This window comes from Streptomyces longisporus (assembly GCF_039532765.1).
GTDB lineage: Bacteria > Actinomycetota > Actinomycetes > Streptomycetales > Streptomycetaceae > Streptomyces > Streptomyces longisporus.
Map to the genome: position 1 here is coordinate 56,985 of NZ_BAAASG010000024.1, position 19,779 is coordinate 76,763.

Here is a 19,779-nt window from a genome sequence, read left to right on the forward strand (position 1 = left end):
TTGACGTGCTCACACCCCTTCCTGCGGATCAGGCAGAGGTGGCCGGGGTCTGCTGAGCGAGCTGCTGTCCGAGCGGCAGCAGCCCGCGCTCGGCGAAGACCTTCTTCGCGGCGAAGGTCGCGTTCAGTGCCTTCGGCATGCCGCAGTACACCGCCGAGTGGGTCAGGGCCTCGACGATCTGCTCGGGGCTGAGGCCCACGTTCAGGGCCGCGTTGACATGCACGTCGAGCTGGGCCTCGCAGCCGCCGAGTGCGGTGAGCATGCCCAGCGTGACCAACTGCCGGTCCCGCGGGGCGAGCCCGGGGCGGTCGTAGATCTCCCCGAAGGCCCAGGCGACGACCTGGTGGCCGAGTTCGGGGCTGATGTCGGCGAGGGACTCGACGACGCGTTGACCGGCTTCGCCGTCGACTCGCTTGAGGACCTCCAGGCCGTGGGCGAAGCGGTCTTCGCGGGTGGTGCTCTCGCTCATCTGGGGTCTTCCGTCCCCGACTGCTCGTCGAGCAGCCGTTGCTGGCTCCCGGTCCTGCGGGAGGGAGTGTCCGCTGGTCATGAACAAGACGGTAGAAGCTGGAGCGCACTCCAGGTCAAACAGCCCACCGGGGGCGCCTCCCAAGGCAGCGCCCGCCGTCCCGCTGAATTTCACCATCAAATAACTGACCGGGAGAGTTCTGTTTCCCGGTCGTTCACCATTTCATAAGCGCACACCCGTATTTCGAAATTGACTTCACGTCTTTCCGTATACGGCACAACCAAACGGAAACGGAGTCCGTCTAAGCTGTCGAATCGATTACCCGCGGGGAGTGCCAAGGAATGGATCGCTCGACCCTGTCCACAGCCGTTTCGAGCGGTCATTCCTCGCCGAAGAAGGCCGCGGCCCTGCTCGCGGCCGTCATCTCCGCCGCCGTGTTCTGCGCCGCCGACGCCGTTGCCCGCAGCTACCCCTTCGGCCCCCGCACCCGCAGCGTCAACGACCTCGGCAACCAGTACGTGCCCTTCCACGCGCATCTGTGGGACCTGCTGCACGGCCGGGCCGACGGCGGCCTCTTCGTCAACTGGCAGTCCGGCTTCGGCTCGAGCTTCCTGCCCGACCTGGGCACCTACCTCAGCAGCCCGTTCGCCCTGCTCGTCGGTCTGTTCCCACGGGACGAGATCGATCTCGCGGTCTATGTGATCACCGTGCTGAAGATCGCCTCAGCCGGTGCGGCGATGGCCTGGCTGCTGTTGAGTCTGCGTCCCGGCCGCTGGTGGGGCGCCGGGCTGCTCGGCGCCTCGTACGCCCTGTGCGGCTGGACTGTGGCGCTCGGCGACTACAACCCGATGTGGCTCGACGGCCTCGCGGCCCTGCCGCTGCTGTGCCTGGTCGGCGAGTGGACCCTCCAGCGCCGGCGCCCGTTGCTCGGCGTGCTGATCGTGGCCCTCGCCTGGATCGCCAACTTCTACACCGCGTACATGGCCACCCTCTGCGCCGGCCTGGTGCTGCTGCTCCGGCTGTGGCTCTGCGACCTCTCCCGAAGGCAGCGACTCGTGGCGGCGGGCCGGGCCGTCGGCACCGTCGTCCTGGGCATGGGCCTGGCCGCACCGCTGGTGACCGTCGTGTACTTCGGCACCAAGCACGCCTACCCGGGGCGGGTCGTGCAGTTCACGCCCGTCGGCACCGAGGACCTGCTGGCCCGGCTGCTGCCCACGACGTACAGCTTCGGCACTCCGGCCCTCTACGTGGGCATGACGGCGCTGCTCCTCGCCCTCGCGCTGCCCTTCCACCGGGCGGTCCCGCGGCGGGTGCGCACCGGATGGACAGTGCTCGTCGCAGCGGTCGCACTGTCGCTGCAGTGGGGGCCGACCCATCTGGTCTGGCATGCCTTCGTCACCCCCCAGGGCAGCCCCTATCGGCAGGCCTTCGTGCTGTGCGCGCTGCTGGTGATGGCCGCCTGGCAGGCCCTGTCGTACGGCCTTCCCGACCGGCGCGCGCTGGGAGCCGCGGGAGCGCTGCTCGCCCTGATCACCGCCGTGGCGAGCCAAAGTCACCTGGTCAAGCCGGTGGCCTGGCCGATCCTGGGGCTCGCCGTCATCGGTGCGGCGGGCGGGCTGCTGCTGTTGCGGCGCGCCGACGGCCGCGGCCGTACCGTCATGGCCGGGCTCGCCCTGGTGCTGCTGTTCGGCGGGCAGTTCGGAGAGGCGGCGGCCACTTCCGCCGTCGCCACCCGGGTCCGCCTCGGCCACATGGACGACTACGTGCCCTGGGGAGCCCGGCAGGAGACCCAGGCGGCCGCGATCGCACGGGCCGACGGCTGGCCGCGGTACCGCACCGACCCGGGCCGGGAGCAGACCGTCGCCAACGACCCGCTGCTGGTCGGCGGCCAGGGCGCCCAGTACTACAGCAGCCTCACCGCCGACGTCCTCACCCGCACCCTCACCGCCCTCGGCGACGGCTGGACCTCGCGGGGCCGCAACCTGCAGAGCCTCGACAACCCCGTCACCGACGCGATCTTCTCCGTCGGAGCGCGGGTGCACTCGCCCGTCGACACCCACCAGGCGTACCTGCCGCAGCTCGGCGGCTCGTTGTCGGTCTCCCGGCAGGACGTGCCGCCTCTGGTGACCGTACGCAGCACGCCCGGCCGGGCGGCCTTCGGCCCCTCGCCGTACCGCAACCAGGAGCTGCTGCTCGGCGCCCGCGTCTACACCGTCCCCCGGACCGCCGTCCGCGACGACAACGGAAAGCCGCTGCGGGAGCAGGACCGGGTCGGCTACGGGACCGCCCTCACCCACCCGACGATCACGGCCGACTGCCCGGCCGGCAGCCAGGTCCACCTGTGGGCCCCGCGCTACTCCGGAACCGCACGCCTCGCAGGTCGCACCGCGCTCTTCCGGGCCCAGTTCCCGCGCAACCGCGCCGCCATGGCACCGCTCGGCACGGCCCCCGCCGACGGCCGGCTGCGCATCGAACTCACCCCCGACCGCCCGGGCCTGATCCCGCGCGGCGCCGTCGGCTGCCTGGACACCGCCCGGCTGCACAGGGCCGTCGAACACCTCAAGTCCACGGGAGCCACACAGGTCACCGTCTCCGACGCCACCGTCCGGGCCGAACTCCCCGCGGGCAGCAGAGGAACCGCGGTCCTCGCGGCTCCCCGCATCGCGGGCTGGCGCTGCGCCGCGGGCGACGGCGACGCCGTACCGGCCCAGCAGTTCCTCGGTCTGATCGCCGTCCCGCTCGACGGCTCCTCGACCAGCCTCACCTGCCAGTTCCATCCGCCCGGCCTGCGGCTCGGCACGGCCGTCGGGGCCGCCACGCTGCTGACCCTGATCCTGCTCGGCGCCGTCGCCGCCGTACGCCGACGACGTTCCACGACGCCCGCCCCACCGACCACCCGCACCCGCCCGCGCGAGCCCATGACCGGCGTTCTCTGACGCGTCCCCAGGGGATAAACCATGCTCATATCGATCGTCGCACCCTGCTACAACGAAGAAGACGTCATCGAGCGCTTCCACGACCAGGTCCAGAAGGTCGCGGAGGAGCTCCTTCCGCTCGGTCACGACATGGAGTTCGTGTACGTCGACGACGGCAGCCGCGACCGCACCCTCGCCGCGCTGGAGCGGCTGGCCGGCCGGGACGCGCGCGTGCGCTACGTCTCCTTCAGCCGCAACTTCGGCAAGGAGGCGGCGCTGCTGGCCGGCCTGCGCCACGCCTCGGGAGACTCCGTGATCGTCATGGACGCGGACCTCCAGCATCCGCCGGAGCTGATCAAACGCATGGTGGACCTGCGCAAGGAGGGCTACGACCAGGTCATCGCCAAGCGCACCAGGACCGGCGACCGGATGACCCGCACCGTCACCGCCCGCCTCTACTACCGCCTCATCAACCGCCTGGTCGACGTGGAACTCGTCGACGGCGTCGGCGACTTCCGGCTGATGTCCCGCCGCGTGGTGGACGCCGTCCTGGAGCTCACCGAGTACAACCGCTTCTCCAAGGGCCTGTTCGCCTGGGTGGGCTTCCCCAGCACCACCTTCGAGTACGAGAACGCCGTACGCGAGGCCGGCCGCAGCTCCTGGAACCTGCGCAGCCTGCTCAACTACGGCATCGACGGACTGCTGTCCTTCAACAACAGGCCTCTGCGCCTCGCCCTCTACCTGGGCATGGGCCTGCTGCTGTGCGCCGTCCTGTACACCGCGTGGATCGTCGGCGCCGCGCTCGTCAACGGCGTACAGACGCCCGGCTATGTCACGATCATCACCGCCGTCACCGGTGTCGCCGGTGTGCAGATGATCATGCTCGGGGTCATCGGGGAGTACACCGGCCGCATCTACTACGAGGTCAAACGGCGCCCGCACTTCCTGGTGAAGGCGAGCAATGTCGACCGGGCGAAGGACCTCATTCCCTGATGCGCAGTGCACTTGTCTCGAGGCAGATGATCACCTTCGCGGTGATCGGTGTCGTCAACACCGGCACCTATTACGGTGCCTATCTGCTGCTCCTCACCCGTTTGCCGTACCTCCTCGCCCATATCCTCGCGACCGCGCTCAGTCTGACGGGTTCATTTTTCCTCAATGCGCGATTCACCTATCGGACACGCCCGACGCTGCGGAAATTCATGCTGTTCCCGCTGACGAATGCCGCGAATTTCGTCATCACGACAGTCGGTGTCTACGTCCTCGTCGACCTGCTGCACCTCAGCAGCCGCTTCGCCCCGCTGCTCGCGTCCCTGGCGGCCATCCCGGTGACCTTCCTCGTCTCCCGAAGGATCATGCTCCCGAAGGCGGACCCCGCCCCGATTGCATAAACGTGCAACGATACGTATAGTCATGCCATCCAGGAGGAGGACGACATGGCGGTACGTGCGGCAGTGGCCGGAGCGAGCGGATACGCGGGCGGAGAGCTCCTGCGTCTGCTCCTGGCGCACCCGGAGATCGAGATCGGGGCCCTGACCGGCAACTCCAACGCGGGCCAGCGGCTCGGCGCGCTGCAGCCGCATCTGCTGCCGCTGGCCGACCGGATACTCAAGGAGACCACCCCCGAGGTCCTCGCCGGGCACGACGTGGTCTTCCTCGCCCTGCCCCACGGCCAGTCCGCCGCCGTCGCCGAGCAGCTCGGCCCGGACGTGCTCGTCGTCGACATGGGCGCCGACTTCCGGCTCAAGGACGCGGCCGACTGGGAGAGGTTCTACGGCTCCGCACACGCCGGGACCTGGCCCTACGGCCTCCCCGAACTGCCGGGTGGCCGCGCCGCGCTGGAGGGGTCCAAGCGCATCGCGGTACCCGGCTGCTACCCGACGGCCGCCACCCTCGCCCTCTTCCCGGCCTATGCCGCAGGGCTCGCCGAGAACGAGGCCGTGATCGTCGCCGCCTCCGGCACTTCCGGCGCGGGCAAGGCGCCCAAGCCGCACCTGCTGGGCAGCGAGGTCATGGGCTCCATGGCGCCGTACGGCGTCGGCGGTGGCCACCGGCACACCCCCGAGATGATCCAGAACTTCAGCGCGGCGGCCGGGGAGCGGGTCTCCGTCTCCTTCACGCCGACCCTCGCGCCGATGCCCCGCGGCATCCTCGCCACCTGCAGCGCGAAGGCGAAGCCCGGGGTCACCGCCGAGTCCGTGCGCGCCGCCTACGAGAAGGCCTTCGCCGACGAACCCTTCGTGCACCTGCTGCCCGAGGGCCAGTGGCCCGCGACGGCGTCCGTCTACGGTTCCAACGCCGTTCAGGTGCAGGTCGCACACGACGAGGCGGCGGGCCGCATCATCGCGATCAGCGCCATCGACAACCTGACCAAGGGCACCGCGGGCGGTGCCGTCCAGAGCATGAACCTCGCCCTCGGACTCGACGAGTCCACGGGGCTTTCCACGATCGGAGTCGCACCGTGAGCGTCACGGCAGCCAAGGGATTCACGGCGGCCGGCATCGCCGCCGGAATCAAGGAGAACGGCAACCCGGACCTGGCCCTCGTGGTCAACAACGGGCCGCGCCGCGCCGCCGCCGGTGTCTTCACCTCCAACCGTGTGAAGGCCGCGCCCGTGCTGTGGTCCGAGCAGGTCCTCAAGAGCGGCCAGGTCTCCGCCGTCGTCCTCAACTCCGGTGGCGCCAACGCCTGTACGGGCCCGAAGGGCTTCCAGGACACGCACGCCACCGCGGAGAAGGCGGCCGAGGTCCTCGGCCGGGGCGCCATCGAGATCGCGGTCTGCTCCACCGGGCTCATCGGCGTGCTGCTGCCCATGGACAAGCTGCTCCCCGGTGTCGAGACGGCCGCCGCCCAGCTCTCCGAGCACGGCGGTGAGAAGGCCGCCATCGCCATCAAGACCACCGACACCGTCCACAAGACCTCCGTCGTCACCCAGGACGGCTGGACCGTGGGCGGCATGGCGAAGGGCGCGGGCATGCTCGCCCCGGGCCTCGCCACCATGCTGGTCGTCCTCACCACCGACGCCGCCCTCGACAGCGACGTACTGGACAAGGCGCTGCGGGCGGCGACGCGCACGACCTTCGACCGGGTGGACTCCGACGGCTGCATGTCCACCAACGACACCGTCCTGCTGCTCGCCTCCGGCGCCTCCGAAGTCACCCCGGAATACGAGGAGTTCGCGGAGGCCGTACGGACCGTCTGCGACGACCTCGGCCAGCAGCTGATCCGCGACGCCGAGGGCGCCAGCAAGGACATCAAGGTCGAGGTGATCAACGCGGCGAGCGAGGACGACGCCGTGGAGGTGGGCCGCTCCATCGCCCGCAACAACCTCCTCAAGTGCGCCATCCACGGCGAGGACCCCAACTGGGGCCGTGTGCTCTCCGCGATCGGCACCACCAAGGCCGCCTTCGAGCCCGACCAGTTGAACGTCGCCATCAACGGCGTCTGGGTCTGCAAGAACGGCGGCGTCGGCGAGGACCGCGAGAAGGTCGACATGCGCTACCGCGAGGTGCACATCGTCGCCGACCTCGCGGCCGGGTCCGAGACCGCCACGATCTGGACCAACGACCTGACCGCCGACTACGTCCACGAGAACAGCGCCTATTCGTCATGAGCACCACTCGTAAGCACACCGCGCTCCCCAAGGCCCAGATCCTCATCGAGGCACTGCCCTGGCTGGTCAAGCACAACGGCAAGACGGTCGTCATCAAGTTCGGCGGCAACGCCATGATCGACGAGGACCTGAAGGCCGCCTTCGCGCAGGACGTCGTGTTCCTGCACCACGCCGGCCTCAAGCCGGTCGTGGTGCACGGCGGTGGCCCGCAGATCAGCGCCGCCCTCGACCAGCACGGCATCGTCAGCGAGTTCAAGGCCGGCCTGCGCGTCACCACCGAGGACGCCATGGACGTCGTACGCATGGTGCTCGCCGGGCAGGTCCAGCGCGAGCTGGTCGGGCTGCTCAACCAGCACGGCCCGCTGGCCATCGGCCTCACCGGCGAGGACGCGCACACCATCACCGCCACCAAGCACCAGCCCGAGATCGACGGCGAACTGGTCGACATCGGACGGGTGGGCGAGATCACCGAGATCGACACGGGCGTGATCGAGGCGCTGCTCGCCGACGGCCGGATCCCGGTCGTCTCGTCGATCGCCCGTAGCCAGGACGACGGACATGTCTACAACGTCAATGCTGATACGGCGGCTGCGGCACTCGCTGCTGCTCTTGGAGCGGAGACTCTCATGGTCCTCACGGACGTCGAGGGTCTCTACGAGGACTGGCCGAACAGCGACGAGGTGATCAGCCGCCTCACCGCCTCCCAGCTGGAGAAGCTGCTGCCGGAGTTGAGCTCCGGCATGGTGCCGAAGATGGAGGGCTGTCTGCACGCCGTCCGCAACGGCGTCACCACCGCCCGCGTCATCGACGGCCGGGTCCAGCACTCGATCCTGCTGGAGATCTTCACCGACGAGGGCATCGGCACGATGGTCGTGCCCGACGAGAATCCGCACGTACAGGGGGAGTCGTGAGCAACCAGGAACTGACCGCGCGGTGGCAGGGCGCGCTCATGAACAACTACGGCACCCCGCTGCTGCCCCTGGTACGCGGTGAGGGCGCCAAGCTGTGGGACGCCGACGGCAAGCAGTACGTCGACTTCGTCGGCGGCATCGCGGTCAACGCGCTCGGCCACGCCCACCCGGCGATCGTCGAGGCCGTGAGCCGTCAGATCGGCTCGCTCGGCCACGTCTCCAACTTCTTCATCTCCGAGCCCACCGTGACCCTCGCGGAGCGGCTGCTGCAGCTGTTCGGGCGGGACGGCAGGGTGTTCTTCTGCAACTCGGGTGCCGAGGCCAACGAGGCCGCCTTCAAGATCGGCCGGCTGACCGGGCGGACCCACGTCGTCGCCACCGAAGGCGGCTTCCACGGCCGCACCATGGGCGCCCTCGCGATGACGGGGCAGGAGGGCAAGCGCACGCCGTTCCTGCCGCTGCCGGGTGACGTCACGCATGTGCCGTACGGCGACGCGCAGGCGCTCGCGGCCGCGGTCACCGAGGAGACCGCGCTGGTCATCCTGGAACCCATCCAGGGCGAGATCGGCGTGGTCACCCCGCCGCCCGGCTATCTCAAGGCCGCCCGTGCGATCACCGCCGCGACCGGTGCGCTGCTGGTCCTGGACGAGGTGCAGACCGGAGTCGGCCGTACCGGCCACTGGTTCGAGTACCAGGCCCACGAGGGCGTCCTGCCGGACGTCGTCACGCTCGCCAAGGGCCTCGGCGGCGGGCTGCCGCTCGGCGCGACCGTCGCCTTCGGGCGGGCCGCGGAGCTGCTGCAGCCCGGGCACCACGGCACGACCTTCGGCGGCAACCCGGTCGCCTGCGCCGCCGGGCTCGCCGTCCTGGACACGATCGCGAACGAGGGGTTGCTGGAGAACGTCAAGCAGCAGAGCGAGAAGCTGCGGGACGGAATCGAGTCACTGGGCCACCCGTTGATCGACCATGTCCGGGGTGCGGGCCTGCTCCTGGGTATCGTGCTCACCGAGCCGCTCGCGCCCCAGGCGCGCCAGGCGGCTCAGGAGGCCGGTTTCCTGGTGAACGCGCCCGCCCCCGACGTCGTACGGCTGATGCCGCCGCTGACTCTCGGCGACGACGAGGTGGACGCGTTCCTTCAGGCGCTGCCCGGCATCCTTGACCAGGCCAACGGGGACGGATCCGGAGAATGAGACGACGATGAGTCACGCGCAGGACGACGCACAGCACGCCGGGCCTGCCGTGCCGCAGACCCGCACCGCACGCCACCGCCGGATCGTGGACATCCTCAACCGGCAACCGGTGCGCTCCCAGAGCCAGTTGGCGAAGTTGTTGGCCGACGACGGCTTGAACGTCACACAGGCGACGTTGAGCCGGGACCTGGACGAGCTCAACGCGGTGAAGATCCGCAACAACGACGGCGACCTGATCTACGCGGTGCCGAGTGAGGGGGGATTCCGGACCCCGCGGGCGCCGCTGGGGGAGTCGGCGAAGGAAGAGCGGATGCGGCGCCTGTCGCAGGAGCTGCTGATCTCTGCCGAGGCGTCGGCGAATCTCGTGGTGCTGCGGACGCCTCCGGGGGCCGCGCAGTTCTTGGCATCGGCCATCGATCAGGCCGAACTGCACGACATTCTCGGCACGATTGCCGGTGACGACACGTTGTTGCTGATCAGCCGGGATCCGGGTGGAGGTAATGCGCTGGCCGAGCATCTGCTGAGGCTGGCTCAGAACGGGCACTGAGAGGGGGCTTGTGGTCGTTTGCCGACTGCGGGCCAGTGGGGGCTTGTCGCGCAGTTCCCCGCGCCCCTTAGGGGGTGCCCGCTACCCCAGTCGAGATGCTAGGCCTCCTGTGCATCTGACCTCGTCGCCTGCCGTGATCAGCAAGGCCTCCACGTCCGGGAGGGACTCCAGCCAGCGCAGGCCCTGGCTGGAGCCCATGGCGAAGGCTGCTGTGGCCCAGCAGTCCGCCCAGGTCAGCTCGGGGGCCACCACGGTGACCGCCACCAGGTCGGTGACCGCGGAGCGGCCCGTGCGGGGGTCGACGATGTGGGCGCCGCGTTCGGCGGTGCCGGAGGTGGCCACCGCCAGCTCGTCGGCGCCGGCCGCGGAGACGACCGCCGCGAGGCCGCCCGGACGCAGCGGGTCCGCCACGCCGACCCGCCAGGGCCGGTGCGGTTCGGGCATGCCGAGCAGCTGGACGTCCCCGCCGCCGTTCATGCTCACGCCGCTCACACCGGGGGTGGCCGCCAGCAGACGGGCCGCGCGCTCGGCGGCCCAGCCCTTGACGATGCCGGTCGGGTCCAGCCGCCCTTCGTAGCGCAGGCTGAACCAGCCGTCGCTCACCCGCTCCGCCTCGGCGCCCAGTGCGAGCACCTCGGCGACCTCGGGGGCGCACTGCTCCACGGTCAGCTCGCCCCGTGCCAGCCGGGAGACCTCGCTGTCGTCGCGGTAGGTGCTGAACACCTCGTTCACCCGGTGCAGCCCGGCGATGGCCTCCGCCAGCGTCGCCTGCACCGCACCGGGCTCCCCGCCGCGGACGTCGAAGGAGAAGACGGTCCCCATGACCTCCTCCGCATGACGCACCGCGGCGGGAGCTTCTGCCGACTCGGCCACGGACTCAGCCACCGGCCTGGTCCAGTGCCGACTGCAGCGACTGCATATAGCCGCTGCTCGTGTACGTGGCACCCGACACCGCATCGATCTTCGCGCTGCCGGCCGCCACCGCCTCCTGGTTGAGCTTCGGGATGGCCATCGCGGTCTTCTGGTCGCTGAGCCCGCCCTTGGGCGCCTGCACCGCGTCGGCCTTGGTGATCTTGCCGCCCGCGACGGTGATCCGGACCTGGACCGGCCCGTACTGGGTCTGCGCGACACTGCCGGTCACGGTCTTGGCCTGGGTGCTCGCGGAGCCCGAACCCTGGGACTTGCCGGACGAGGAGCCCCCGCCGCTGCCCTGGGAGGGGCTGGTGCCGCCCTTCGAGGAACCGGCGCTCGCCTTCATCTTGTCGATCGCCGACTGCAGCGACTGCTTGTAGCCGTTGCTCGTGTACGTCGCCCCGGAGACCGAGTCGATCTGCGCGCTCTGCGCGGCGACCGTCTCCTTGGTCAGCTTGGGTATGGACAGGGCGGTCTTCTGGTCGCTGGTGCCGCCCTTGGGCGCCTGGATCGCCTCAGCCTTGGTGATCTTGCCGTTGCTGACGGTCAGCCGGACCTGGACGTTGCCGTACTGCGTCTGGGCCACGCTGCCGTCGACCGTGCCGCTCCCGGCGCCCGCGGTGCCGCCCTGGGGCGACTCCTGCGCGGCCGCGGTCTGCTGCGGGGCCGCACCCGCCGCCTGGGCGTTCGGGTCGGACGCCGGTTTCAGCGACAACAGCAGTACGACGCCCGACACGGTGGCGGCGGTGGCCAGCACGACACGCCGGATGGGGTGACTCTTCTTCATCGCTTTCCCAGACTCCTGAAGTCCCGTCGCTCACATCTCGAACGACTCGTGATGGATGCGGCGGGCGGGCACTCCCGCCCCGCGCAGTGCTTCGTACACGCCCTGCGCGAACCCGGCCGGCCCGCACATGAAGACGTCGTGCTGTTCGATGTCCGGCAGCTTCTGCCGCAGCCGCTCCGCCGAGATGTCCGGGCGCTCCCCGTCCGGGCTGTTGACCGCGTACATCAGCCGGGCGCCGCGGTCGTCGGCGATGGCGGCGAGCTCGTCCCACAGGGCCAGGTCCTGCGTGGTGTTGGCCCGGTACAGGAGCGTGATGTCGCCGGAGGCGCCGGGCAGCGTCTCGAACAGCGCCCGCATCGGCGTGATGCCGACCCCGCCCGCCACCAGCAGCACCTTGCCACGGCTGCGCCGCTGCGCGGTCATCGCACCGTAGGGGCCCTCGGCCCACACCTTGGTGCCGGGCGTCAGCTCGCGCAGCCGAGCGCTGTGGTCGCCGATCGCCTTGACGGTGATCCGCAGCATGTCGGGGCGGGGCGCCGCCGACAGCGAGTACGGGTGGGAGGAGAACCGCATGCCCGGCGCGAGGAACCGCCACCGGAAGAACTGCCCGGCCTCGGCGCCCATCCGGTGCAGCTTCCGCCCGCCGATCAGCACCGACACGATGCCCGGGGTCTCCTCGATCACGGCCTCGACGCGCATGCGGTGCCGCAGGTTCAGGCGGATCGGGGTGAGGATCCGGTACCAGATCACCAGCGCGGTCACCGACCCGTACAGCACGTACCAGAAGGTCTTCGCGGTCGGCTCGACGGCGAAGTCGTTGCCGGTGGTGATCTGGTGCCAGAACGTCAGGAAGACGGCCCCGTACGTCAGCAGGTGGACGTGGTACCAGGTGTCGTACGGGATCCGGCGGCGGACCGGGCCGATCGACGTCAGCCCGATGAGCACGAACAGGCCGGTGCCGATGGCCGCCTTGCCCATGTCCGGGAGCTGGTTGATGGAGTCGATCGTCTGCTGGACGATGTCGCCGAGCGACTTGCCCGCCTGCAGCGCATAGCCCCACATGATGAGGAAGATGTGCGCGAAGACCAGGCAGAGCGTGTAGCGGCCGCTCATCGCGTGCCAGCGCGCCACCCGGTCGGAGCCGACGCGCCGTTCGAGAGCGGGCACCCGGGCCATCTGCAGCACCACGAGAGCCATCAGATAACCCGCCAGCAGACCGGTGATCCGGCCCGCGTTGAGGATCTTCCCGTTCTGGTCGGCGATGGACGGCGTGTTGTGCCACCACAGCCACAGCACACCGACCGCGCCCGCCCATACGGCGAGCAGCAGGACGGTCGCCGGGGAGCGGCGCGGGCGGATGCGGCGCATCGTCTGGCGGCGGGCGGCGCGGCCGCCTGCGAGCGTGGTGGTCACTGTTCCTCCGGGGCGGGGGCAAGGGGGCTGTCGTGGTCCCTTGGCCCTGAGATACGTGGCGCGGCGCCGGTGTGTTCAGCCGCGTGCCGAGTCCAGCGCGGACTGGAGTGACTGGCGGTAACCGTCACTTGTGTAGGTGGCCCCGGAGACGGTGTCGATGTTCGCGCTCTGGGCCTGCAGCGCCTCGCTCCTGAGCCGGGGGAGGGCGAAACTGTTGATCTCCTGGTCCCGCGGGTTGTCCGTCGGGTAGGTGACGGCGGTCACCTCGGTGAGCCTGCCGCTCTTGAGGGTGATACGGACCTGGACGGGGCCCCAGCGGGTCTGGACCGTGTCGCCGGTGACGGTCTTGGTGCCCGTGGGCGCGGCGGCGCTCGAACTGCCGGAGGGCGCGGGCAGGGAGGGCGCGGGCACCGCCAGGGCCGCCGCCGGTGTCGAGTGCGGCTTCAGGGAGAGCAGCAGCACCATCCCGGAGACGGTGGCGGCGCTCGCCAGCACGATCCGGCGCAGCGGGCGGTTCTTCTTCAACGCGTGCACTGTTCTCCTGCTTCACAGCTCGAACGACTCGTGGTGGATACGGCGGTCCGGCACCCCCGCGGTGCGCAGCGCCTCGTACAGCTCGCGGGCGAAGCCGTGCGGGCCGCAGATGTAGACGTCATGGCCCACGAGGTCGGGGAAGGACGCGCGCAGGGACTGGGCGGTGAGGCTGGGGCGCCGCCCGTCCGGCCCGTTGAGCGCGTACAGCACCCTGGCTCCGCGCCAGCGGGCGATGGCCTCCAGCTCCGCGCCGAGCGCGAGGTCTTCGGCCGTGCGCGCCCGGTAGAGAAGGGTGACGTCGCCGGGCAGCGTCTCGAACAGCGCCCGCAGCGGTGTGATGCCGACGCCGCCCGCGATCAGCAGGGACTTGTGCGCGGTCTGCCGGTCCTGGGTCAGCGACCCGTAGGGGCCCTCCGCCCACACCCGGGTGCCCGGCCGCAGCAGCGCGACGGCCGCGCTGTGGTCGCCGAGCGCCTTGACCGTGATCCGCATCAGGTCCTGGCGGGGCGTCGCCGACAGGGAGTACGGCGTCGACGTCCACCCCATGCCCTCGCCGAAGAACCGCCAGCGGAAGAACTGCCCGGCCCGCGCGCCCAGTTCGTCCAGCCGCTCGCCCCGTACGACGACGGAGTACACACCCGGCGCCTCCTTGTGCACCGACTCCACCCGCAGCCGGTGCCGCAGGTTGAGCCGCAGCGGTACCAGGACCCGGAACCACAGCACCAGGGCCGCGACGCCGAGGTACAGCACGTACCAGGCGGCCGTCGCGCCGGTGTGGCCGTTGAACTCGTTGCCCAGGGTCAGCTGGTGGAAGAAGGCCAGGAACACCGCCAGGTACGTGAGCAGGTGGACGTAGCACCAGAACTCGTAGCTGAGCCGACGGCGGGCGGCGCGCGCCGAGGTGATGCCGACCGCGAACAGGATGAGCGTGCCGAAGCCGGCCTTGAGCATGTCCGGGTAGTCCAGGACCACGGTGAGCGTCTCGTGCCACACCGAGGCGCGGTCCTGGGCGGCGTACCCGAGGAGGATCAGCACGATGTGCGCGACCAGCAGGCACACCGTGTAGCGGCCGGCCATCGCATGCCAGCGGGCCACCCGGTCCGAGCCGATCCGCCGCTCCAGCAGCGGCACCCGCGCCATCAGAGCGACCAGCACCGCGCAGGCATACCCGCACAGCAGCCCGGCGATCCGCCCGGCCCCGGTCAGCCAGCCCGCCGTGCCCACCACCGACCCGGTGTCCGTCCACCACAGGGCGACCACGGCAGCCGCCCCGGCCCACAGCAGGGCGAGCACGGGGCCCGCGGGGGAGCGCCGCGCGGCCGGCGCCACCGCCGGTGCCGTCCGCCGCTCGTACACGGTCGTCATGTGTGCGTCCTTTCGCCTGTATCAGGACGCAACTGTGCCGCCGCAACCTCTCAGCAGCCTCTGAAACGGCACCCTCTGAGCCCACTCAGAGGAAACTCAGAGCCCCGGCGGCCGCCGCCCGCCCCGGTGAGGGGCGATCCTGGTAGGGCGATGAACACCACCCGCTCCGGCCGCCCCGCCCTCACCCGCCCCGACGGCACTCCGCTGCGCGTCCTCGTCGTCGACGACGACCCGGATCTCGCGGAGGTGCTCTCGGGTGCCCTGCGCTACGAGGGCTGGCAGGTCCGCTCGGCAGGGGACGGCGCCTCCGCGCTGGCCGAGGCGCGGGAGCTGAAGCCGGACGCCGTCGTGCTGGACGTGATGCTGCCCGACACCGACGGCTTCGCCGTGCTGCGCTCCCTGCACACCGTGCAGCCCGACGTGTGCGTCCTCTTCCTCACCGCACGGGACGCGGTCGAGGACCGCATCGCCGGCATCACGGCGGGCGGCGACGACTACGTCACCAAGCCCTTCAGCCTGGAGGAGGTCGTCGCCCGGCTCCGCGGACTGCTGCGCCGCGCCGGCATGGCACGGCAGCTGGACGAGGGGCCACGGCTTACGGTGGGCGACCTGGTGATGGACGAGGAGGCCCGTGAGGTGACCCGGGCGGGCGAGCTGATCGAGCTGTCCCCCACCGAGTTCGAACTGCTCCGCTTCCTGATGCGCAACCCGCGCCGCGTGCTCAGCAAGGCACAGATCCTGGACCGGGTCTGGTCCTACGACTTCGGCGGCCGCGCCCACGTCGTCGAGCTGTACATCTCCTACCTGCGCAAGAAGGTGGACGCGGGCCGCGAGCCGATGATCCACACGGTGCGGGGGGCCGGATACGTGCTCAAGCCGGTGACGCCATGAGGCCGTGGAAGCGGCTGCCCCGGCCACGGACGCTCCGGGCCCGGCTCACCTTCGGCCTGGTGGTGCTGCTCGCGGTCAGCTGCGCGGCGGTGGGCCTCGCCGCAGTGTTCGAGTTGAACGGCTTCCTGACGAGTCGCCTCGACGAGCAGCTGCAGCAGACCGGGAACCGATTCGCCGTGAGCCTCGAACACGGCGGCCGGCTGCCCAGCGACCACGACGCGGACAACCGCGGCGACGACCGCAGACAGGGCGCCGGCACCTTCGGCGCCCGCCTCGTCGACGGCTCGGCCACCAGCGCCGCGGTCATCAGGACCGGTGGAGTCGCCGACGTCACGCTGACGGCCAGGGACACCAGGCAGCTCGCCGCGGTCCCGGTCGACGGCCGGGGCCACAGCGTCCGGCTCTCCACGCTGCACGGCTACCGGGTGACCGCGTCCAGGGGCCTCGACGGCGACGTCCTGATCACCGGGCTGCCCCTGGAGCCCGTGGAGGCCGCCGTCCACCGCCTCGAACTGGTCGCCGGGATCGTCTTCGGCGCCGCCCTCACCCTCACCGGCGTCGCGGGCGCCCTCTGGGTGCGCTGGTCCCTCAGACCGCTGAGCCGGGTCGCCGCGACCGCCACCCGGGTCAGCGAACTCCCCCTTGCAAGCGGCGAGGTGGCCCTGCCGCCGCGCGCCCCCGAGTCCGACCCGCGCAGCGAGGTCGGACGCGTCGCAGGCGCCTTCAACCGCATGCTCGGCCATGTCGAGGACGCCCTGACCAAACGGCACGCCAGCGAGGAGCGGCTGCGCAGCTTCGCCGCCGACGCCAGCCACGAGCTGCGCACCCCGGTCGCCTCCGTCCGCGGGCACGCAGAGCTGGCCCTGCTCCACCCCGGCCCGGTACCGCCGGAGATCACCCGGGCCCTGGAGCGCATCGCCGCCGAGTCGTCCCGTATGGGCGAGATGGTCGACGAGATGCTGCTGCTGGCCCGGCTGGACGCGGGCCGCCCCCTGGAACGGCAACCCGTCGACCTCACCATGCTGGTCCTGGACGCCGTCACCGACGCCCGGGCCGCGGGCCCCGAGCACCGTTGGACCCTGGAGCTGCCGGAGGAACCGGTCACGGTGAACGGCGACGCCCATCGACTCCAACAGGTGTTGGCCAACCTGCTGACCAACGCGCGGGTGCACACACCCGTCGGCACGAAGGTGACGGTGTCCCTCGAGACCGGGGGCACGACCGTCCTCCTCAAGGTCCACGACGACGGCCCGGGCGTCCCCGAGGACATCCAGCCGGGCGTCTTCGAACGCTTCACCCGAGCCGAACACCGCCGCCGCAAGGACGCCCCCGGCGGGGGCGCGGGGCTGGGCCTGTCGATCGTGGCTGCGGTGGCGGAGGCACACGGGGGGAGCGTGAGCCTGGAGAGCAGAGCGGGCTCGACCACCTTCTCCGTACGGCTCAGTAGCGTGTGATCGCCGTACTCCCGCTCGCTGTTCCGACAGCGATGTGCGGCCGCTTCCCGGGAACCGCCCACCTGAGCAGCGCCCGCATCGCGGACCGGGGCACGGACACACAACCCGCGGTGGCCCCACGTCCGTTGGCATGCAGGAAAATCCCGGCCCCGCGCCCTCGCACGCGCTGGTGGTAGTTGAACCCGATGACGAACGCATATGCGTACTGCGTCGTGTACGAGGCAAGATGCTCGGACTCGGACGCACGGCAGTCGGCCGGACGCGGATCGGTCCAGCGGTTGTAGGACGTCGAGGGGATGTCCTCGCACCACCACGAACTCTGCTTCACGGCACGGTACCCGTACCGGGTCCCGCGCGGCGCGGCCTGGATGCCGAAGGCGTACGGCAGGTCGTACAGCCCGGTCGGAGTCGTGTTCGTGTTCTGCCTGCGCGACGCCCCCTCCACGAGCCCCTTCGCCCCGAACCGCGCGGCCGCCGAACCGGCCTTCACCCACCGGCCGCCCCGCAGGTCCCACCAGGTGACCATGCCGGTCGTCGAGGCCGCCTTCGGGGCCACGGCGGTGATCAGCTGCGTACCGCCGCCCGTGTCGGCCAGCCGGGCGGGAAGAGGCGCACCGGAGGCCGAGGAGGCCGGCACGACACCGAGGACCAGGAGCGAGACGCACACCAGGGCGCCGGCCACGAGAGCTGATCGCATGGCTCAGACCGTAGACGGGGGCAGCGGCAACGGCAGCCCGGGTAGGCCATCCAGGCTCGTGGCGATGTGCTCCTTCTTGGCGAAGTACTCGCCGAGCGAGGCGTCGTCCTCGCGCGCGAAGCGCTTGCCGTGCAGGTCGCGGTCCTCGTCGTAGGTCATGAAGGGCACGGCGTAGCCGCAGGTGTCGCGGACGAGTTCGGCCGTCACGAGGATGACCGCCCGCAGGCCGTGCGGGGTCGGGTCGATGTCCGGGAAATGGGTGAGCAGTTCCTTGAAGCGGGGGTCGTCGCGGAAGACGGGCTCTCCGCGCCCGTGCACCCGCACGATGTTCGGCGGGCCCTGGAAGGCGCACCACATCAGCGTGATACGCCCGTTCTCCCGCAGATGCGCGATCGTCTCCGCATTGGATCCGGCGAAGTCCAGATAGGCCACGGTGAGCTCGTCGATCACCGCGAAGGAGCCCTTGAGGCCCTTGGGGGAGAGGTTGACCGTGCCGTCGCCGGAGAGGGGCGCGGTCGCGGTGAAGAAGAGGGGCTGCGCCTCGATGAACGTGCGAAGCCTGCCGTCTATGCGTTCATAAGTCTTTCCCACGCCTCACGATTATGGACGCAAACCTTTCGCCCGTCTAAGGAATTACGGGCTCCGCTTGCCGGCCGTGGCCGCCCCGGCCGGCGCTGGATCGGGGCGGCCACAGCGCCTGTCACGCCTGTTACTTGGTGAGCGTGCAGGCGGCCAGGGAGTCCAGGCCGGTCGGCTTGGCCGCGGTGCGGCCGATGGCGGTCGCGATGCGGTCGACGGTCGACTTCCGCTTGTCGGCCAGCGGGCCGAGGATCGCGTTCTGCACGAAGTTGGGGCCGCCCTGGCCGACCGTGCTCTGCAGCCGGTTGTTGGCCTCCTGGATCTGCGTCTGCAGCAGGGTGAGGTTGCGGGTGACCTCGGCCTGTGCGGAGGCGGGGATCGCGGGGAGCTTGGAGGCGACGTCCGGGCAGCTGATGGTGCCCACCGCGGAGGCGCCGGAGCCGGCGTTGCCCGCGTGGGTGTTGCCCTTGTTGCCCTTGTTGCCCTTGTTGCCCGCGTTGGCGTTGCCCGCATTGGCGTTGGCCTTGTTGCCCGCGTTGGCGTTGCCCGCGTTGGCGTTGCCCGCGTTGGCGTTGCCGGTGTTGGCACCGGCGTTCGCGCCACCGGCGTTCAGGGTGCACGGCGCGAGCGCGTCCAGGCCGGTCGGCTTGGCCGCCGTACGTCCGATGGCGGTGGCGATGCGGTTGATCGTGGCCACCCGCTTGTCCTTGAGGGGCCCCAGGATGGCGTTGGTCACGAAGTTGGGGCCGCCCTGGCCGACCGTGCTCTGCAGCCGGTTGTTGGCCTCCTGGATCTGCGTCTGCAGCAGGGTGAGGTTGCGGGTGACCTCGGCCTGCGCGGAGGCGGGGACCACCGGGAGCTTGGAGGCCACGTCCTGGCAGCTGATGGTGCCGGGGGACGCGGCCAGGGTCCGGGCGTTGTTCGCGCTGCTCTTGGACGGCGTCCCGGCGAGGGCGGAACCGGCGATCACCGCTCCGGACAGCGCCACCGCGGCAGCGCCGCCGATGATCGCGACGCGACGCTTGTTGTACTTCGGAAGAGCCCTGGACATGCGGATGCCTCACTTGGGTCAGGAGTGGGTTTACAGACGCGGCGCCGGCGTTCGGGGTGAAGTACGGGTAAGCGGTTTCGTTTGTTCAACCGTCTTCCAGAACTTCTCCACGCCCGGCGCCCGCCCGAGGTCGATTGACGAATCATGCAGAGCACTGCATACTCATGCATGTCAGTGAATGCGGTGTGAGGAGACTCCCGTGACCGAGCGCGTCGTACTCGCCTACTCAGGCCGTCCGGACTGACCCTGCACGGCGGACGCGCGGTCGTCACCCGGCGGTGCTGCGCGACGTCGCTCTACGACTTCAGCCGCGCCACGTACGACACCGGCGACACCTTCGACCAGGCCGCGGCCAAGGGCTTCATCGACATCTACAGCCTGTCGTCGAAGGTCGCGGCCCAGCGCCAGTCGCAGACATAGCCTGACGTGACCTCGCGTGAGTGAGACTGTG

General features: G+C 70.6%; 19 protein-coding genes and 1 pseudogene. 11 read left to right on the forward strand and 9 right to left on the reverse strand.

Annotated features, from left to right (window positions below; genetic code table 11):
- Positions 1-28: 28 nt before the first annotated feature.
- A complete protein-coding gene (locus ABD355_RS38110) occupies positions 29-469 on the reverse strand; it encodes a carboxymuconolactone decarboxylase family protein (RefSeq protein ID WP_344405656.1) in 441 nt (146 codons plus the stop codon).
- A gap of 341 nt (positions 470-810) precedes the next feature.
- Here ABD355_RS38110 and ABD355_RS38115 point away from each other — a divergent pair, with 341 nt between their 5' ends.
- The 8 genes from ABD355_RS38115 to ABD355_RS38150 are packed head-to-tail and all read left to right on the forward strand — an operon-like array spanning position 811 to position 9,645.
- Positions 811-3,405 (forward strand): YfhO family protein, encoded by a 2,595-nt coding sequence (locus ABD355_RS38115; RefSeq protein ID WP_344405657.1) that lies wholly within the window; start codon positions 811-813, stop codon positions 3,403-3,405.
- A 21-nt stretch (positions 3,406-3,426) separates the two neighbouring features.
- Complete coding sequence (locus tag ABD355_RS38120; protein WP_344405658.1) at positions 3,427-4,377, forward strand: glycosyltransferase family 2 protein; 951 nt, start codon at positions 3,427-3,429, stop codon at positions 4,375-4,377.
- Between the two features lie 26 nt (positions 4,378-4,403).
- Positions 4,404-4,775 (forward strand): GtrA family protein, encoded by a 372-nt coding sequence (locus ABD355_RS38125; RefSeq protein ID WP_344405660.1) that lies wholly within the window; start codon positions 4,404-4,406, stop codon positions 4,773-4,775.
- 45 nt (positions 4,776-4,820) lie between these two features.
- Positions 4,821-5,849, forward strand: coding sequence for an N-acetyl-gamma-glutamyl-phosphate reductase (argC, locus tag ABD355_RS38130; RefSeq protein WP_344405663.1), 1,029 nt, complete (start codon positions 4,821-4,823; stop codon positions 5,847-5,849).
- On the forward strand, positions 5,846-6,997 hold the full coding sequence (argJ, locus tag ABD355_RS38135; protein ID WP_344405665.1) for a bifunctional glutamate N-acetyltransferase/amino-acid acetyltransferase ArgJ: 1,152 nt from the start codon (positions 5,846-5,848) through the stop codon (positions 6,995-6,997). The genes argC and argJ overlap by 4 nt, the downstream gene beginning before the upstream one ends.
- Positions 6,994-7,908, forward strand: a complete 915-nt coding sequence (gene argB / locus ABD355_RS38140; RefSeq protein WP_344405667.1) for an acetylglutamate kinase — start codon at positions 6,994-6,996, stop codon at positions 7,906-7,908. The genes argJ and argB overlap by 4 nt, the downstream gene beginning before the upstream one ends.
- Entirely contained in the window at positions 7,905-9,098 is a 1,194-nt protein-coding gene (locus ABD355_RS38145) for an acetylornithine transaminase (RefSeq protein WP_344405668.1), read from the forward strand. Before argB ends, ABD355_RS38145 begins: the two co-directional genes overlap by 4 nt.
- A 7-nt stretch (positions 9,099-9,105) precedes the next feature.
- Positions 9,106-9,645: an arginine repressor gene (locus ABD355_RS38150; protein WP_344405669.1), complete on the forward strand. Its 540-nt coding sequence runs from the start codon at positions 9,106-9,108 to the stop codon at positions 9,643-9,645.
- An 81-nt stretch (positions 9,646-9,726) separates the two neighbouring features.
- On the opposite strand, the gene ABD355_RS38155 is transcribed toward ABD355_RS38150, so the two are convergent.
- From ABD355_RS38155 to ABD355_RS38175, 5 genes are all read right to left on the reverse strand, one after another.
- A complete protein-coding gene (locus tag ABD355_RS38155) occupies positions 9,727-10,467 on the reverse strand; it encodes an FAD:protein FMN transferase (RefSeq protein WP_425585836.1) in 741 nt (246 codons plus the stop codon).
- 55 nt (positions 10,468-10,522) lie between these two features.
- A complete protein-coding gene (locus ABD355_RS38160) occupies positions 10,523-11,344 on the reverse strand; it encodes an FMN-binding protein (protein WP_344405672.1) in 822 nt (273 codons plus the stop codon).
- Positions 11,345-11,374: 30 nt separating this feature from the next.
- Positions 11,375-12,757: a ferredoxin reductase family protein gene (locus ABD355_RS38165; RefSeq protein WP_344405673.1), complete on the reverse strand. Its 1,383-nt coding sequence runs from the start codon at positions 12,755-12,757 to the stop codon at positions 11,375-11,377.
- 75 nt (positions 12,758-12,832) lie between these two features.
- Positions 12,833-13,291 carry an FMN-binding protein gene (locus tag ABD355_RS38170; protein ID WP_344405674.1) on the reverse strand — a complete coding sequence of 153 codons (459 nt, stop codon included), beginning with the start codon at positions 13,289-13,291 and terminating at the stop codon, positions 12,833-12,835.
- A gap of 12 nt (positions 13,292-13,303) precedes the next feature.
- Positions 13,304-14,656 (reverse strand): ferredoxin reductase family protein, encoded by a 1,353-nt coding sequence (locus ABD355_RS38175; RefSeq protein ID WP_344405675.1) that lies wholly within the window; start codon positions 14,654-14,656, stop codon positions 13,304-13,306.
- Between the two features lie 150 nt (positions 14,657-14,806).
- Here ABD355_RS38175 and ABD355_RS38180 point away from each other — a divergent pair, with 150 nt between their 5' ends.
- Positions 14,807-15,547, forward strand: a complete 741-nt coding sequence (locus tag ABD355_RS38180; protein WP_344405677.1) for a response regulator transcription factor — start codon at positions 14,807-14,809, stop codon at positions 15,545-15,547.
- Entirely contained in the window at positions 15,544-17,001 is a 1,458-nt protein-coding gene (locus ABD355_RS38185; RefSeq protein ID WP_344405678.1) for a sensor histidine kinase, read from the forward strand. The genes ABD355_RS38180 and ABD355_RS38185 overlap by 4 nt, the downstream gene beginning before the upstream one ends.
- Here the strand turns inward: ABD355_RS38185 and ABD355_RS38190 are convergent.
- From ABD355_RS38190 to ABD355_RS38200, 3 genes are all read right to left on the reverse strand, one after another.
- On the reverse strand, positions 16,988-17,698 hold the full coding sequence (locus ABD355_RS38190; protein WP_344405680.1) for a L,D-transpeptidase family protein: 711 nt from the start codon (positions 17,696-17,698) through the stop codon (positions 16,988-16,990). The two genes, ABD355_RS38185 and ABD355_RS38190, sit on opposite strands and share 14 nt — an antisense overlap.
- Before the next feature lie 3 nt (positions 17,699-17,701).
- Positions 17,702-18,289: a pyridoxamine 5'-phosphate oxidase family protein gene (locus tag ABD355_RS38195; RefSeq protein ID WP_344405681.1), complete on the reverse strand. Its 588-nt coding sequence runs from the start codon at positions 18,287-18,289 to the stop codon at positions 17,702-17,704.
- A 118-nt stretch (positions 18,290-18,407) separates the two neighbouring features.
- Positions 18,408-19,328: a hypothetical protein gene (locus ABD355_RS38200; protein WP_344405682.1), complete on the reverse strand. Its 921-nt coding sequence runs from the start codon at positions 19,326-19,328 to the stop codon at positions 18,408-18,410.
- A 240-nt stretch (positions 19,329-19,568) separates the two neighbouring features.
- Here ABD355_RS38200 and ABD355_RS38205 point away from each other — a divergent pair.
- Positions 19,569-19,748: pseudogene (locus tag ABD355_RS38205) on the forward strand (argininosuccinate synthase); the annotation flags it as partial.
- Positions 19,749-19,779 lie beyond the last annotated feature (31 nt).